The organism is Marinobacter sp. MA (assembly GCF_048298425.1).
GTDB classification, from domain to species: Bacteria; Pseudomonadota; Gammaproteobacteria; order Pseudomonadales; family Oleiphilaceae; genus Marinobacter; species Marinobacter salsuginis.
Window position 1 is genome coordinate 1,649,748 of sequence record NZ_CP103058.1, and the last position, 15,214, is coordinate 1,664,961.

Genomic DNA, 15,214 nt, shown 5'->3' on the forward strand with positions numbered 1-15,214 from the left:
AATCAGGGCCTAAGATAAGGGTTACACTCATAAGTAACCTGTTTTATTACATTTATTCGCCAACGGCCTGCCGGCCACTCACATAGGAGAGTCAGCTTGAGCACCCGGTATCTGGAGAGCCTTTTCAATCCCGCGTCCATTGCGGTGATCGGTGCGTCGGAGCGGGCAGACAATCTTGGCGGCATGGTATTGCGGAACCTGATGGGGGGCGGTTATCCGGGGCGCCTGCTGGTGGTCAACCAGAACGATTACGACAACGTGCACGGTGTGCCCTGCGTCAAAAAAGTCTCCAAAATGGACTTTTCCCCGGACCTGGCCATCATCTGCACGCCGCCGGATACCGTGGCCAAGACCATCAAGCGGCTCGGGGAAGCCGGGGTGCGCACCGCCATCGTCATGACCGGTGGCATGTCCCGTACTCACAGCAAAACCGGTCAGCCTTTGATGTATTCCGTACGCGAGGCCGCCCGGGAAACCGGGATCCGGGTGCTCGGCCCCAACACGATTGGTCTGATGGTTCCGGCACGTAGCCTGAACGCCACCTATGCCCATATGGGCGCGATCCCGGGACGGGTTGCTTTCGTCGGCCAGTCCGGCACCATTGCCAGTTCGGTTATAGACTGGGCCTTTGCCCGGGGGGTGGGGTTTTCCTACTTCCTGACCCTCGGCGATGGCATGGATATCGATCACGACGATCTGATCGACTATCTGGCGCAGGACACCCAGACCCGCGCGATTCTTCTGCACATCGAGAACATCCCGAATGCCCGGCGGTTTATGTCTGCGGTGCGGGTAGCCTCCCGCACCAAGCCAGTGATCGCAGTAAAATCCGGGCGGGTACCGGAATCGGAGTGGTTTCCCCACGATCTGCCGGCCGGTTTGAAACGCAGCGATCCGATATACGATGCCATGCTCCAGCGGGCCGGTGTGCTTCGGGTGGACGGCCTTGGCCAGATGTTCGATGCGCTCGAGACGTTAACCCGGATGCGGCCATTGCGCCGGGAAAGCCTGGCCATCATGGCCAACGGGGTTGGCCCGGGGGTGTTGGCCGTGGACCGCCTGGCGGACCTGGGCGGTGAGCTGGCGGAGTTGTCGGATGCCAGTATCGATGCCCTGGCCGAGCTGCTGCCACCTTACTGGACCCGCAAGAACCCGATCGATCTCAACTACGATGCTTCCCCGGAGTTGTATGGGCAGGCGATCAAGATTCTTGCCAAGGATCCGGAAGTGGCAAACGTTCTGGTGATGTATGCGCCAAGTCTGACAGAGGACAGCCTCCAGATTGCTGACGCTGTGGTACAGGCTTCCAAGGGCACCCGTCTGAACGTGTTCACCTGCTGGCTGGGCCAGAGTACGGTCATGGATGCGCGGGAAGAGTTTTACCGGGCCGGGCTGCCGTCGTTCTTCAATCCCGAAAAAGCCGTCATGGCGTTCATGCAGCACGTGCGTCATCAGCGTGTTCAGCGGCTGCTCACGGAAACACCCGAGTCCTTTACCGATCACTTTGCAGACCGAACCCACACCCGTCATGTGGTCAGCCGGGCATTGCGCTCTGGCCGGTATCATCTGTCGAACCGGGAAGCCCGGGATCTGGTGAGTGACTATGGCATTAGCACCATCGACACCATGTACTGCGACGATATGGAAGAGGTCCTCGAGGTTTTCGCAGTTGAGCGGCGTCCCATCGATATCACCATCATCCATGAGCAGGCCTGCCATCCTTTCCTCGACCTGAGTCCTACCCAGCGCCGATACAAGGGCACGGTTCAGAAGCTCAACAGCGAAGCGGCCATCATGGACTCCTGCCGCTACCTGATGGAGGAATACCAGAGCCACTTTCCGGGCAGTGGCTTCCTCGGCTTCGCTGTTCAGCGTTCCTATCAGCACGTGGGCGGGATTGAGTTCAGTGTTGGTATTACCCGGGATCCGTTATTTGGCCCCCTGGTGGTATGTGGCGCAGCGGGCGCCCAGATCAACGTGATGACCGACCGGCAGATTGCACTGCCGCCATTGAACATGGTGCTGGCCCGGGAGCTTCTGCGCCGGACTTATATGTACAAGCTGTTGAAAGAACACAGCCTGAAGCCGGAAGAGGATATCCGGGCGGTGTCCGAGACGCTGGTCACCCTCTCCCAGATCGTCATCGACATTCCCGAAATACAGGGTCTGGAGATTTCGCCACTGCTGTTCAACGAGCAGGGGGCCGTGGCTGTGAATATCGCCATCAATCTGGCCGACAAGCCAGGCCGGCCGATTATCCAGCCATACCCGCGCGAACTCGAGGAGTGGATTGTATTGCCGAAGTCCGGGCGGCGGGTCATCATCCGGCCGGTACTGGCCGAAGATGAGCCCGCGCACCGGGCGTTTCATGAGCTACAGTCGCCAGAATCCATCCGCTACCGGTTCTTCCAGTACCGGAAGCATTTCTCCCGGGAGGACGTTGCCCAGATGGTGCAAATCGACTACGACCGGGAAATGGTCTTCATTGCCAACGCGCCGAGGGAAGACGGAGAAGGTGAGGAAACCCTGGGCACCGTGCGCACCTGGACTGACGCAGACAACCTGCAATGCGAGTTCGCGGTCATGGTGCACGATAAAATGAAGGGAGAGGGCCTGGGCGTCGCCCTGATGCAGAAGATGATCGATTACTGCCGTTCCCGGGGCACCATGGAAATGGTTGGCAACGTGTTGCCGGACAATCGCCCCATGTTGCAGCTTGCGGAACACCTGGGCTTCGAGATCAAGTTCAATATCGAAGAGGAGGTGATGGACCTGCGGCTGGTTCTGAACGAACCGGAAAAGGACTGGCAGAGAGAGCGCCTGGGCAAGAGCGCCCATTGAGCGGTAAGGGGAAAGACGGGGTCAGATTGATTATGCACCTGACCCCGGGGTATCAGCTTTATTCTTCGACAATCGCTGAACGATCTTCACCACCCAAGGCTTCGAGAAGCCCCGGGATCAAGCGGGACAGCTCCAGGGTCATCAGCGTGAAGGCTGCGTCAAACTTGGCAACGGCATCATCCACATCGACGTCGTCCAGTTGATCCTGGAGAGTTTCGCCGAATTTCAGGCGACGAATGCCCAGCTCCTCATCGAGTACGAATGAGACGTTGTCGTCCCAGGTCAGTGACAGCTTGGTTACCTGCATGCCCGCGTCGAGATGATTGCGGATTTCATCGGCTTTCAGGTCCAGGCCTTTGCAGCGCACCACTCCACCATCTTCAGACGGATCTTTCAGCTCGCATTCACTGCCCAGAACCACCTTGCCAGGCAGATCGACGGATTCGTTCAGCCAGCCGGTGAAGGTAAAGGCAGGCGCCTGCTCCACGGCGGGCGGACGAACTGGTAGTGAGCCAAGGCTCTTGCGCAAGGTGGAGGCCAGATCTTCCGCCTGTTTGGCGGAGCCGGCATCCACGACCAGGACACCGTCCTGGGGCGCGAGGTAGGCGAAGCAGCGGCGATTTTTGGAGAAGGCCTGGGGCAGCATCTCCAGCATCACCTGTTCCTTGATTTCATCCTTTTCTTTGCGGCGGACCTTGCGGCCCTGCTCGAACTCGATAGCCTCCGCTTTCTCTTCCACGGCTTCCTTCACCACCGGGCCAGGAAGGATTTTCTCTTCTTTGCGCAGGGCAATCAGGTGATAGCCGTTAGCACTGTGAACCAGCTGTTCGCCATGCTTGCCCAGGGGTGGAACCCAGCCCTGGCGGCTGGTTTCCTGGGGGCCGCAGGGTTTGAAGGCGTCGGCCTGCAGTTTTTCTTCCAGCTCTTCGGCGGAGATATCAAACGGTTTGGTAAAACGGAATACGCGGGCGTTGCGAAACCACATCAGGGCTGGTCCTTGTCGTTCATATTTGCATGATCTCTACGAGTACGGTCTTGATAATAAAGCCCACAACGCCGGCGCCCAGCACCGTAAACAGGGCGATGGTGCCGAATCTTCCGGCCTGGGATTTCTTGGCCAGGTCCCAGACGATGATACCCATCCAGACAATCAGGCCGGTCAGAAACACCAGCATGGCGATCTGGGAAAACACTGCTTCGTTCATTGCTTACTCCGATGTCAACGTGGATTACTGTTCATCCCGCAGGAAAACCCAGTTGTTCTTATCGGATTGGTCTTCGCTGAAGTAATAGCCTTCGAGGTTAAAACCTTTGAGGTCGTCGGCCTGGGTAATGCGGTTCTGGATGGCAAATCGGCACATCAGGCCGCGGGCTTTCTTGGCGTAGAAGCTGATCATCTTGTACTGACCATTCTTCCAATCCTTGAATTGGGGGGTAATCAGCCTACCTTCAAGGTCTTTCTTCTTTACACTTTTGAAATACTCGTTGGAGGCCAGGTTTATCAGCACGCCGTCGTCGTCTGCCAGCAGCCGGTTGATCTCGTCAGTAATCTTGCTCCCCCAGAAGGCATACAGGTCCTTGCCACGGTTATTCTCGAACCGGGTACCCATCTCCAGGCGATAGGGTTGCATCAGGTCCAGCGGTTTCAGGACCCCATACAGGCCGGAGAGCATGCGCAGATGCTGTTGGGCAAACTCGAAGTCCTCCTCGCTGAAGCTCTCTGCGTCCAGGCCGGTATAAACATCACCCTTGAAGGCCAGTACCGCCTGGCGGGCATTCTCGGGGGTGAACGGCGTGTGCCAGTTCTGGAAGCGCTCCGCGTTCAGCTGGCCCAGCTTGTCGCTGATGCTCATCAGGTTGCTTATCTGATGCGGCTCCAGTTCCTTCAGTTGGTCAACCAGCTCACAGGCGTCGTCGAGAAATTCCGGCTGGGTATAGGTGTCAGTTGCCAGCGGGCTTTCGTAGTCCAGCGTTTTTGCAGGGGAAATAACCATCAACATGTCAGGCAATCCTCATTGCAGGAATGTGAGTAATTCATCCCTGGTAAACGGCCAGTCCAGTTCCGCACCGGTGTCGTTGCGTCGCAGCACTGGAATCCGGGTGCCGTACCGCTCCACCAGCTTTTCGGACTGGGCAATATCCACCACGTCTACCGGTATGGGTTCCGGCATGGGCGTACTGACAAGCAGGGCTTCAGCCAGCTCGCACAAATGGCACTGGGATGTCGTGTAGAAAAGCAGTTCCATTATTTCGGCTGTGCGTCCAGTTTCTGGCCGTTGACGCCCTGGCTGTCCTTGCCCATGAGATACAGGTAAATCGGCATCAGGTCTTCCGGTGCCGGATTTTGCTGTGGGTTCTCCGCCGGGTAGGCGTGGGCTCTCATATTGGTACGGGTCGCGCCCGGGTTCAGACTGTTCACCCGGACATTGTGGCGTTCGTCATCCAGTTCTTCGGACAGAAGTTGACTGAGCCCTTCAACCGCAAACTTGGAGACTGCGTAAGCGCCCCAGTAGGCTTTGGCTTTGCGACCGACACCGGAAGACGTGAAAATCACCGAAGCATCGTCGGATTTGCGCAGCAGGGGGATCATGGCCCGGCTGAGCAGAAACGGGGCTGTTGCATTGACGTGCATGACCTTGTTCCAGGTTTCCGGGTCATACAGTTCAACCGGGCTGCGATCGCCCAGGATGGCCGCGTTGTGCAGTAAACCGTCCAGTTGGCCGAAGTTGTCTTCCAGCGTCATGGCCAGTTCTTCATAGTCCTTCACCGCAGCGCCCTCAAAGTTCATGGGCACGATGGCGGGCTTGGGGTGCCCGGCGGCCTCGATTTCGTCGTAGACCGTTTCCAGCTTTCCTACAGTTCGGCCAACAAGTACGACGGTCGCACCATGGGCGGCAAAGGCCTTTGCCGCAGCCCGGCCAATGCCGCTGCCGGCACCCGTCACCATAACGATACGGTCTTTCAGAAGATCGGCGGGTGCTTGGTAATCATGCATAACCTGTCTCCGTGTCAGGCTGTTACCGGCTGAATACCGGATCCTAAAATTGATGGACTATTGTAACAGCTTTGCCAGGTCCGTGACGGTGTCGGCAATAAGATCCGCTTGCCACAGGTCAATGGTTTCCGGCTCTTCGATATAACCGTAGCGGACCGCGATAGTCTTCATTCCGGCATTGCGGCCTGCTTCGATGTCCCGTTCGTGATCGCCTACATAAACACCTGAACCAGGCTCGGTTCCCATTTGCTGGCAGGCGAGAAACAGGGCCTCCGGATGAGGTTTGCGCTGGGCAACATGATCGGGGCACACCAGGACTGCGCATCGGTTCGCAAGATTCAGGGCTTCGATTAGCGGAACCGCAAAACGGGCAGGCTTGTTGGTGACAATGCCCCAGGGGATCCCCTGTTCCTCAAGGGCCTGGAGTAATTCATCCATGCCTTCGAACAGGCGGGTTTCTACTGCCACTCCGGCCTCGTAGAGGTCGAGGAAGGCTGAGTGTTTTTCCAGGTACTCCGGGTGCTCCGGTTCCAGGCCGAAGCCGACCCGGATCATGGCCCGAGCGCCGTTTGAGACGGAGCGTCGAATATGCTCCGGGGGCAGGGCGGGCATGCCGTGTTGTTCCCGCAACTGATTGAGGCAGCGGATGAAATCCGGTGCCGTGTCAATCAGAGTACCATCCAGGTCGAACAGGACTGCCGAGGCTTGATGCGTGTTTTCAGGCTTCACGGATATCCCTGGCGTGCATCAGGTAGTTAACGTCCACGTCCCTACCGAGTTTGTAGATCTTGGTAATCGGGTTATAGGTCATACCCGTCAGTTCCCGTACATCCAGGCCTGCGTGGCGCAGATGATCGGACATTTCAGAGGGCCGGATAAACTTCTTCCATTCGTGAGTGCCCTTTGGCAGCAAACGAAGCACGTATTCGGCGCCGACAATGGCAAACAGGAACGACTTGGGGTTCCGGTTGATGGTTGAGACAAACAGGTGTCCGCCGGGTTTGAGCATGGCGGCACACGCCTTGATGACCGATGCCGGATCCGGGACATGCTCCAGCATTTCCAGACAGGTCACGACATCGTACTGGCCAGCATGTTCGCTGTCCTGCGCCAGTTCTTCGACGGTGATTTGCTGGTAATCCACGTTCACACCGCTCTCCATGCCATGGAGTCGAGCGACCGCAAGGGGCGCCTCGCCCATATCGATACCGGTAACATGGGCGCCGCGCTGGGCCATGCCCTCAGACAAAAGGCCGCCACCGCAGCCGACATCCAGGGCGCGCTTGCCAGCCAGGGATACGCGCTCATCAATGTAATTCAGGCGTAGCGGATTGATGTCGTGTAGCGGTTTGAATTCGCTTGTGGGGTCCCACCAGCGACTGGCCAGGGCCTCGAACTTGGCGATTTCGTTCCGGTCTACATTCTGGTTTGTCATGTTTCGTTCTGCCTGATGGATCAATAGTAAATCGGTTAGTCTGACTTTGTACGGATTCGCCCGGCCCAATCCTCAACCCGGAGCATGAGATCGGCGACGTCAATGCGGGTAAGCCGGCCATCCTGTACTTGTGGTACGCCGTTAATCCAGCTGTGGCTTACTGATCGACCATGGTTGCTGTAGACCAGGTGCGAAGCCGGGTCGTAAACCGGCTGCAAAAACGGGTCACTCAGGTCAATGGCGATGATGTCTGCCAGCTTGCCCTCAACCAGTGATCCGAGTTCGTGGTCCCGCCCCAGGGCCCGGGCTCCGTTGATGGTTGCCATTTCCAGAGCCTTGTGGGCAGACAACGCCGAGGCATCACCGGCAACTACTTTGGCCACCATGGCAGCGGTGCGAAGTTCTCCGAACAGATCCAGGTCGTTGTTGCTGGCGGCGCCGTCAGTGCCAATCGCAACATTAATTCCGTTGTCCAGAAGGTCCTGCACCGGGCAAAGGCCGCTGGCCAATTTCAGGTTCGATTCCGGACAGTGAATGACATGGGCTCCCGATTGTTTCAGCAGGCTCACATCGCTTTCATCGATCTGCGTCATGTGCACGCACTGGGTCTCCGGGCGAAGTACGCCGAGGTCTGCCAGTCTGGCCGTCGGGCGCTGGCCACCTTTTTCAATGGCCTCGGTTACTTCAAAGGCAGTTTCGTGCAGATGTACCTGGATGACGGCACCGGTTTTTTCCGATAGCCGTACCGCTTCAGCCATCGGGCCGTCGGAAACCGTGTAGGGGGCATGGGGGCCAATGGCCGGCATGATGTAGCCGTCGGTCTTCCAGGTGCCTATAAAGTCGGCACCTTTGCTCAGATACTCGTCCGGACCGGCACCCCAGGGTGTCGGGAAATCCAGCAGCGGAAAACAGATCTGGGCGCGCATGCCCGCATCATGGGCGACCTGTGCAGCGATCTCCGGAAAGAAATACATGTCCGAGAACGTGGTGGTTCCGGTGCGCAGCATTTCTGCCATGGCCAGTTGCGTGCCATCGGCAATGAACTGTTCGCTGATAAAGCGACCTTCGGCCGGCCAGATGTGATCATTCAACCAGGTCATGAGCGGCAGATCATCCGCCATCCCCCGAAACAGTGTCATGGCTGCGTGGCCGTGCATATTGATCAAGCCGGGCATGACAACATGGTGGGGAAGATCGACGGTTTCACGGGTTCGGAAGGTCTGGTCCGCCTGCTCCTGAGGGATAACGGCGACCAGGCGGCTCCCCTGAATTATGACGGCGTGATTCTCAAGCACTGTGCCTGCTGGCTCAATTGGAATCAGCCAGCGCGCGTTGATGCGGATATCGGCTGCGGTGATGGTATCTGCCGTCATTCATTCCTGCCTTACAGCGCTTGGTGCGACCCTGCCGCACCTTGAAAATGTAGCCCGGAAGTATAACCGTTATACTGGCAGTTTTCAGCGCTGAAAAACCGGAGCAGTTTTCTATGGCAACCACCCCGAAACCCTCTTCTGAACGCGGCATTGGTACCGTTGCAATACGGTGGCATGGCAGCAGTCTTGAATTGCTGGACCAACGCCTGCTGCCCGGGGAGGAACACTGGATCACCCTGGAGGGCGCTGCGGGTGTGGCGCAAAGTATCCGGGACATGGTGGTTCGTGGCGCTCCGGCGATCGGCATCAGCGCAGCCTACGGGGTCGCCCTGGCAGCCAGGCATGCCGGCGGTGGCGACTGGAAAGCGGAAATCAAACAATCCATTCGTGAGCTGGCGGCATCACGGCCCACGGCGGTGAACCTGTTCTGGGCGTTGCAACGGATGGAACGGGTCTTCCACGCCTGTCACTCTCTCGACGAAGCGGAGAAACGTTTGGCCAATGAGGCCGAGGCAATCCATGAAGAAGATCTGGCTGCCAATTTTGCCATGGCGAACCATGCCCTGGAATTCATCGGTGCAGAGAAACCGCTTTCGGTGTTGACCCACTGCAACACCGGTGCACTTGCCACCGGTGGCTACGGCACGGCTCTGGGCGTTGTTCGACGGCTGCACGAGGAAAAACTGTTGAAAGACGTCTATGCCGATGAAACCCGACCCTGGCTTCAGGGTGGGCGGTTAACGGCCTGGGAACTCTCTCGGGACGGCATTCCTGTCACTTTGAACGCTGATGGCGCTGCGGCAGCAATATTGGCTCGTAACGATGTCCGTTGGGTCATTGTCGGCGCCGACCGCATCACCGCCAATGGTGATGTGGTCAACAAGATTGGCACCTACAGTCTTGCGGTGCTGGCCAGGCATCATAAAGTGGGCTTCATGGTGGTGGCACCGTCGAGCACCGTGGATATGGCTCTGGAGTCAGGCGCGGATGTTCCCATAGAAGAACGGGACGGGATTGAGGTGCGGGAAATCCGGGGTATTCCTCTGGCGCCGGAAGGCGTCAATGTGTTCAACCCGGTTTTCGATGTGACACCGGCCAACCTGATCGACGCCATCGTTACTGAAAAGGGCGTCGTGCATAACCCGAATATTACCGGTATGAGAGCACTATTTGGTTGAAGACGGGCCGCCCGCCTGCCGCTTCTTTCGGACGGGGGATTTCTCGGGTCTGGATGGTCCTTCGGGGTGTTTGTCCTCGTAGGCAGCCTGCAGTTCGGCCACCTCCTGTTCCTGTTCTTCGATAAAGTGCAGGGACATCTCAAAGCTCTGGCGGGTGAACTCCAGCACTTTCTGGAAGCCCTCATCCGAGAGCGTCCGTGCGTCGTCATGCCGGCGGAAGATGTTGATGAATTCGCGTTCCCGCTCGAACTGCAGGGGGAGTTTCGCCACACCCCAGTCGTTCAGAATCTGCCAGACTTCCGGGTTGTAGTTGCGCGTGGTGCGCATGATAAAAGGGATTGGATCATTCCGGGCAATGAGAGCCGCGAGCCGCAGAATCAGCTCGAAGGAGAGAGTGGAGGTGCCATTCTCAATGGCCTCGAGAACCGACTTGTCCCGCAGGTTCAGGGCCTCGCTCATTTCCGACAAGGTTAGACCGGCCACTTCCCGGATGTCCTTCAGGGACTGACCCGCCGTGAGCATCGCCCGCAACTGATCCTGGGAATTCATCAGGGCCCGACCAACCCGAAGTGACGTATCTGTGGCCTTCACCCCGAACCGGAGCGCTGACCCGGTGAGGCTGGCCAGGCGGTCGATAAGACCTTCCGGCGTCCGTTCCTGGGTTACCGGTTTTTCCAGCCCTTCCACCTGCTCCAGCGAGCGCATGGCATGCAGCGCATCCAGAAGCATGTCCTGGAGCATTCGCGCTTTCTGGCGGCTATCCTGCCCGCTGGTGTCCTTTTCAGTCATGGGCCTGGAGGCATCCGCTTACCGGGTTACCGCGGAGGCCGGAGCCTGTGCGGCGAACTGTTGCGGGTCCAGGATGGACGCCATGCGGTTATCCAGGTCCAGCATGTCAGCCATGATATGGCCACCTTCACGAATCACGAAATCCAGTTCTTCGTCGGTGGAATCCAGGTCAGTTGCCTGTTGGTCCTGCCAGTCTTCGAGGGCTTCAAGGGAATCGAATGGTGGCTGCCCTTTCAGTTCCCGCCTGGCATTCGCAATTGTCAGACGCGTTCGCTCAATTTGTTCGTGTTCGGCACGACGCTCTTCCAGATTAAGGCTGACGCTGTCCGTGGCGCGCTGCTTGGTGAGGAAGTCGATTTCCTGCTGCAACAGACTGAATTCAGGGTTGGTTGAGAATCGCTCTTCGTGTCGCTTGCGAAGCTCATCAATAATACCGCTGAAATCAAAGTAACGCGTGTGCGGCACGGCTTCGATCTGGTCCCAGGGCAGGGCATGGTCGAGGGCGTCCTCACCGATGCGGGTCTTGTCGATGCGGGATGGAATCTCGATATCCGGAATCACCCCTTTGTGCTGGGTGGAGCCGCCTGATACCCGATAGAACTTCGACTGGGTGATCTTGAGTTGGCCATGGTTCAGCGGACGCACCGCCTGAACGGTACCTTTGCCGAAGGTCTGGGAACCAACGACCAGCCCCCTGCCATAGTCCTGGATGGCGCCGGCGAAAATCTCGGACGCTGACGCGCTCATACGGTTGGTGAGCACCACCAGCGGGCCATCATAGGCGACCGAAGGGTCCTCATCGTTCAGTACCTGCACATCGTTATTGGCATTGCGGATCTGAACAGTGGGGCCTTTATCGATAAACAGCCCTACCAGATCGTTGGCCTCGTGCAGGGCGCCACCACCATTGTTGCGCAAATCCATGACCAGTCCATCAACGCCCTCGGCTTCGAGTTCCGCGATGAGGTTACGAACGTCCCGGGTTGTACTCTTGTAGTTCGGGTCTCCGGCCTGCATGGCCTGGAAATCGGCATAGAACGTGGGGATGGTGATTACGCCAATCGTGTATTCCTTGCCACCGCGCTCAATCCGGATGGTGTCCTTGCTGGCGCTCTGTTCTTCCAGTTTCACCTCATCGCGCTTGATCGCGATGGTTTCGGTGATGGTCTCGTCAGACGCGTTAGCCGGAATGACTTCCAGGGTGACGGTCGAGTTCCTTGGCCCGCGAATCAGATCTACAACTTCGTCCAGCCGCCAACCGATCACGTTCACCGGTTTTTCACCTTCCTGTGCCACCGAGACTATGCGGTCTGCCGGTTCAAGCTGACCTTGCTTGGACGCCGGTCCGCCGGGCACCAGTCTCACCACCTTGGTGTATTCGTTATCTGACTGAAGGACCGCTCCAATGCCTTCCAGGGAAAGGCTCATGTTGATGTTGAAGTTCTCGGAGGTGCGCGGTGAAAAGTAGGATGTGTGCGGATCCCACATACCGGTAAACGCATTCATGTAGGCCTGGAATGCATCTTCGCTTCTGGCCTGGTACGCGCGCTTGAGCTGACCTTCGTAGCGCCGGCGCAGAGTTTCAACGATGGCCTCATCGTCGGCGCCGTTCAGTCGCTGTGCCAATACTGCGTTTTTGATGCGTTTTACCCACAGTTCGTCCAGCGCCTTGGCATCCGCCTCCCAGTCCGCTTCCGAGCGGTCCACCAGAATGCTCTCGTTGGCCGAGAAGTCCAGCGATTCTATGCCGTTGTCGATGATTTCCAGTGCAAACTGCAGACGCTCGATAATCCGTTGCTGAACAAGGTTGTAGATATCAAAGCCCGGCTGGAGCTGGCCGGTTTTCAGGGCAGAGCCCAACTGGGTCCGGATTTTGTCGAATTTCGCAATGTCGTCTTGTGACAGGTAGATTCGTTGGCCGTCCAGATAGTCCAGGTAGGCATCAAACACGTCGCCAGACAATTCGTCGCTGATTCCAAGGTCGCGGAAATGCGTAAATTGCAGCTGACGGGCAATCAGAATGTTAGCGCGCGCCTGATCGATCGTCGGCGCAACCGGCTCGTAGACAGCTGGGGTTTCAACCTTGGCATGCAGTCCCAGTGGCGTCGACAGTAGCAAGGCTACAGCCATTGCCTTGCACACCCCGGATCGACCAGTTCCGGCCAGGGTGCGACGAGCCATAATTCTTTCCGCGATGGTCATAAATGCGTACCTGACGGTGTGGGGAGCCCCTCGGCTTTCGGAGGGAGTGTCTACCCGTGACTTATAAATTTATTGTAGGCAAGCACTACACCCGATGCCATAGGCAGGGCGTATCGGTTCGTGACAATCTGTCCATGAAGGCGCCAGGTTGGTAACCGGATGATGGTCGATTGCGTAGGTCTTTGATTGGTAGGGGTGCCGGGCGGAAGCGCATCCCGCCCGGCAATGAGTCAGCATGGTTTGATCAGGCGAACGCTGTGTTGGTTTCCGCCTTTTCCTGCAGGAGTCTGGGCGGTGCAAAGCGCTCACCATAGGTTTTGGCGAGCTCCGATGCCCGTTCCGTGAACGCTCTCACTCCGTATTGATTGATGAACTGGATGGCGCCACCGGTCCAGGGCGCATAGCCAATGCCGAAGATACTTCCGATGTTGGCGTCTTCCACCGTGCGCAATACGCCTTCCTCGAGGCAGCGCACCGTTTCAATGGCCTGAATGAACAGTATCCGGTCCTTCAGCTCCTGCAGTTCGACTGCCCGAGCCTTGCCGCTATCCACGAACAGGTTTTCCAGTTCCGGCCAAAGGTGTTTTTTGCCACTGGCGGGGTAGTCGTAGAACCCGGCGCCCGAGGCTTTGCCTTTGCGCCCGTGCTCGTTGACCATGGCATCAATCACCGCCTCAGCCGGGTGGGGGTTCCAGGTGCCGCCTGCCGCCTCGGTGTCTTTCTTGCTCTGGTCCCGGATGTGCTGCATAAGGGTCATGCTGACTTCGTCCGAGATCGCCAGAGGTCCCACCGGCATGCCGGCCAGCAGTCCTGCATTCTCAATGCTGGATGGGTGGATGCCTTCGCCCAGCATGCAGATGCCTTCATTGACAAAGGTGCCAAAAACCCGGGAAGTGAAGAATCCCCGGCTGTCATTCACCACCACCGGAATCTTGCCGATCTGCTGAACGTAGTCGAACGAGCGTGCCAGCGTTTCATCGGAGGTTTTCTCGCCTACGATGATTTCCACCAGTTGCATCTTGTCGACGGGAGAGAAGAAATGCAGGCCAATAAAGTTCTCGGCGTTCGCGGAGGCCTCGGCGAGTTGGGTGATGGGGATAGTGGACGTATTGGAGGCAAATATGCCGTTGTTTACCAGCTTCGGTTCCGCCTCCTGGGTTACTTTGGCTTTCAGGCCGCTGTCTTCAAACACGGCTTCGATCACCAGGTCGCAGCCCTCCAGATCATCCGCAGAATCCGTGGCTTTGATGCGCCCGAGGATCTCTGCCTTCTGCGCTTCGCTCATCCGGCCACGGCTGACTTTCTTGGCCAGCAATTTCTCGGAGTAGCTCTTGCCTTTTTCGGCGTTCTCCACAGAGACATCTTTCAACACCACGTCGATTCCCCGCGTGGCTGTGGAATAGGCTATACCTGCGCCCATCATGCCGGCGCCAAGCACGCCAACCTTGCGGAAGGTTTCTTTCTCGACGCCATCGGGCCGGCTGCCGCCCGCCTTGATGGCGTTCAGCTGGAACCAGAAGGTGCCGGTCATGTTCTTGGCGACCTGGCCGATCACCAGCTCGGCAAAATACCGGGTCTCGATCAGGCTACCGTTGTCGAAATCCACCTGGGCTCCCTCGACGGCCGCGGAGAGAATGCGTTCAGGCGCCGGGTAGCAGCCTTTGGTTTTCTGCTTCAGCATGGCCGGTGCGATGGCCAGTTTCTGGGCCATGGCGGGATGGTGAGGCGCCCCGCCAGGAAACTTGAAGCCTTTCTGGTCCCACGGCTGATGACACTTGGGATTGGCATCGATGAATGCCCGGGCCTTGGTGATCATGTCGTCGGCAGAATCGGCCAGTTCGTCGACAATACCAGCCTTCAGTGCGGCTTTGGGGTTCACCTTTTTGCCTTCCATCAGAAACGGGAAGGCTGCCTCCAGGCCAATCATCCGGGGCAGTCGCTGGGTTCCGCCACCGCCGGGCAGCAGGCCCAGCGTCACTTCCGGCAAGCCCAGTTGAATGCTGTCGTCGTCAATCGCCACGCGATGGTGGCAGGCCAGGGCGATCTCCAGACCACCGCCCAGGGCAGAGCCGTTGATAGCGGCCACCACGGGTTTGCCGGTGGTTTCGAGGAAGCGCATGTGGGCTTTCAGGCCGTTGACCATGTCCTCAAAGGTTTTGGCGTCGGCCCTTGTGACCTTGTGCAGCTCTGTCAGATCGCCGCCGGCAAAGAAGGTTTTTTTGGCTGAGGTAATGATCACGCCGCGGATGTTGTCCAGGTCATCTTTTACTTTCGCTGCCGTCTCCGAGAGGGCGTCCCGGAAAGTGGCATTCATGGTGTTGGCGGACTGGCCCGGCATGTCGATGGTGAGGGTCAGGATCTGATCTGAACCCAGTTCGTAACGGATGGCACTCATAATCGG

At 58.0% G+C, this 15,214-nt stretch carries 13 protein-coding genes; 2 read left to right on the forward strand and 11 right to left on the reverse strand.

The window, feature by feature from the left end; all coding sequences use genetic code 11:
• Positions 1 to 96: 96 nt before the first annotated feature.
• Complete coding sequence (locus tag NUW46_RS07745) at positions 97 to 2,841, forward strand: GNAT family N-acetyltransferase (RefSeq protein ID WP_418141782.1); 2,745 nt, start codon at positions 97 to 99, stop codon at positions 2,839 to 2,841.
• A 58-nt stretch (positions 2,842 to 2,899) separates the two neighbouring features.
• Here the strand turns inward: NUW46_RS07745 and rdgC are convergent, their stop codons facing one another.
• Genes rdgC through NUW46_RS07785 form a run of 8 tightly spaced genes read right to left on the reverse strand, consistent with a single transcriptional unit; the run spans position 2,900 to position 8,644 of the window.
• Positions 2,900 to 3,826: a recombination-associated protein RdgC gene (rdgC, locus tag NUW46_RS07750; RefSeq protein WP_069184859.1), complete on the reverse strand. Its 927-nt coding sequence runs from the start codon at positions 3,824 to 3,826 to the stop codon at positions 2,900 to 2,902.
• 19 nt (positions 3,827 to 3,845) lie between these two features.
• Positions 3,846 to 4,046 carry a DUF2788 domain-containing protein gene (locus NUW46_RS07755; protein WP_069184858.1) on the reverse strand — a complete coding sequence of 67 codons (201 nt, stop codon included), beginning with the start codon at positions 4,044 to 4,046 and terminating at the stop codon, positions 3,846 to 3,848.
• Between the two features lie 24 nt (positions 4,047 to 4,070).
• Entirely contained in the window at positions 4,071 to 4,841 is a 771-nt protein-coding gene (gene yaaA / locus NUW46_RS07760) for a peroxide stress protein YaaA (RefSeq protein ID WP_418141783.1), read from the reverse strand.
• Positions 4,842 to 4,853: 12 nt separating this feature from the next.
• Positions 4,854 to 5,087, reverse strand: coding sequence for a glutaredoxin family protein (locus NUW46_RS07765; RefSeq protein WP_069184856.1), 234 nt, complete (start codon positions 5,085 to 5,087; stop codon positions 4,854 to 4,856).
• Positions 5,087 to 5,836 (reverse strand): YciK family oxidoreductase, encoded by a 750-nt coding sequence (locus NUW46_RS07770; protein WP_069184855.1) that lies wholly within the window; start codon positions 5,834 to 5,836, stop codon positions 5,087 to 5,089. Before NUW46_RS07770 ends, NUW46_RS07765 begins: the two co-directional genes overlap by 1 nt.
• 57 nt (positions 5,837 to 5,893) lie before the next feature.
• The gene (gene gph, locus NUW46_RS07775; RefSeq protein WP_418141784.1) at positions 5,894 to 6,565 is read right to left on the reverse strand and encodes a phosphoglycolate phosphatase; all 672 of its coding nucleotides are present in this window, start codon (positions 6,563 to 6,565) and stop codon (positions 5,894 to 5,896) included.
• Positions 6,555 to 7,271 (reverse strand): bifunctional 2-polyprenyl-6-hydroxyphenol methylase/3-demethylubiquinol 3-O-methyltransferase UbiG, encoded by a 717-nt coding sequence (gene ubiG, locus NUW46_RS07780; RefSeq protein ID WP_069184853.1) that lies wholly within the window; start codon positions 7,269 to 7,271, stop codon positions 6,555 to 6,557. The genes gph and ubiG overlap by 11 nt, the downstream gene beginning before the upstream one ends.
• 35 nt (positions 7,272 to 7,306) lie before the next feature.
• The gene (locus tag NUW46_RS07785) at positions 7,307 to 8,644 is read right to left on the reverse strand and encodes a TRZ/ATZ family hydrolase (protein ID WP_418141785.1); all 1,338 of its coding nucleotides are present in this window, start codon (positions 8,642 to 8,644) and stop codon (positions 7,307 to 7,309) included.
• 113 nt (positions 8,645 to 8,757) lie between these two features.
• Between NUW46_RS07785 and mtnA the strand changes: the two genes are divergently transcribed.
• A complete protein-coding gene (gene mtnA, locus NUW46_RS07790; RefSeq protein WP_418141786.1) occupies positions 8,758 to 9,822 on the forward strand; it encodes an S-methyl-5-thioribose-1-phosphate isomerase in 1,065 nt (354 codons plus the stop codon).
• Here mtnA and NUW46_RS07795 read toward each other — a convergent pair.
• The 3 genes from NUW46_RS07795 to NUW46_RS07805 form a co-directional block, all read right to left on the reverse strand.
• Positions 9,811 to 10,611: a helix-turn-helix domain-containing protein gene (locus tag NUW46_RS07795; RefSeq protein WP_418141787.1), complete on the reverse strand. Its 801-nt coding sequence runs from the start codon at positions 10,609 to 10,611 to the stop codon at positions 9,811 to 9,813. The genes mtnA and NUW46_RS07795 overlap by 12 nt on opposite strands.
• An 18-nt stretch (positions 10,612 to 10,629) precedes the next feature.
• Positions 10,630 to 12,813, reverse strand: a complete 2,184-nt coding sequence (locus NUW46_RS07800) for a carboxy terminal-processing peptidase (RefSeq protein ID WP_418141788.1) — start codon at positions 12,811 to 12,813, stop codon at positions 10,630 to 10,632.
• A gap of 244 nt (positions 12,814 to 13,057) precedes the next feature.
• Positions 13,058 to 15,208, reverse strand: coding sequence for a 3-hydroxyacyl-CoA dehydrogenase NAD-binding domain-containing protein (locus tag NUW46_RS07805; RefSeq protein ID WP_418141789.1), 2,151 nt, complete (start codon positions 15,206 to 15,208; stop codon positions 13,058 to 13,060).
• Positions 15,209 to 15,214 lie beyond the last annotated feature (6 nt).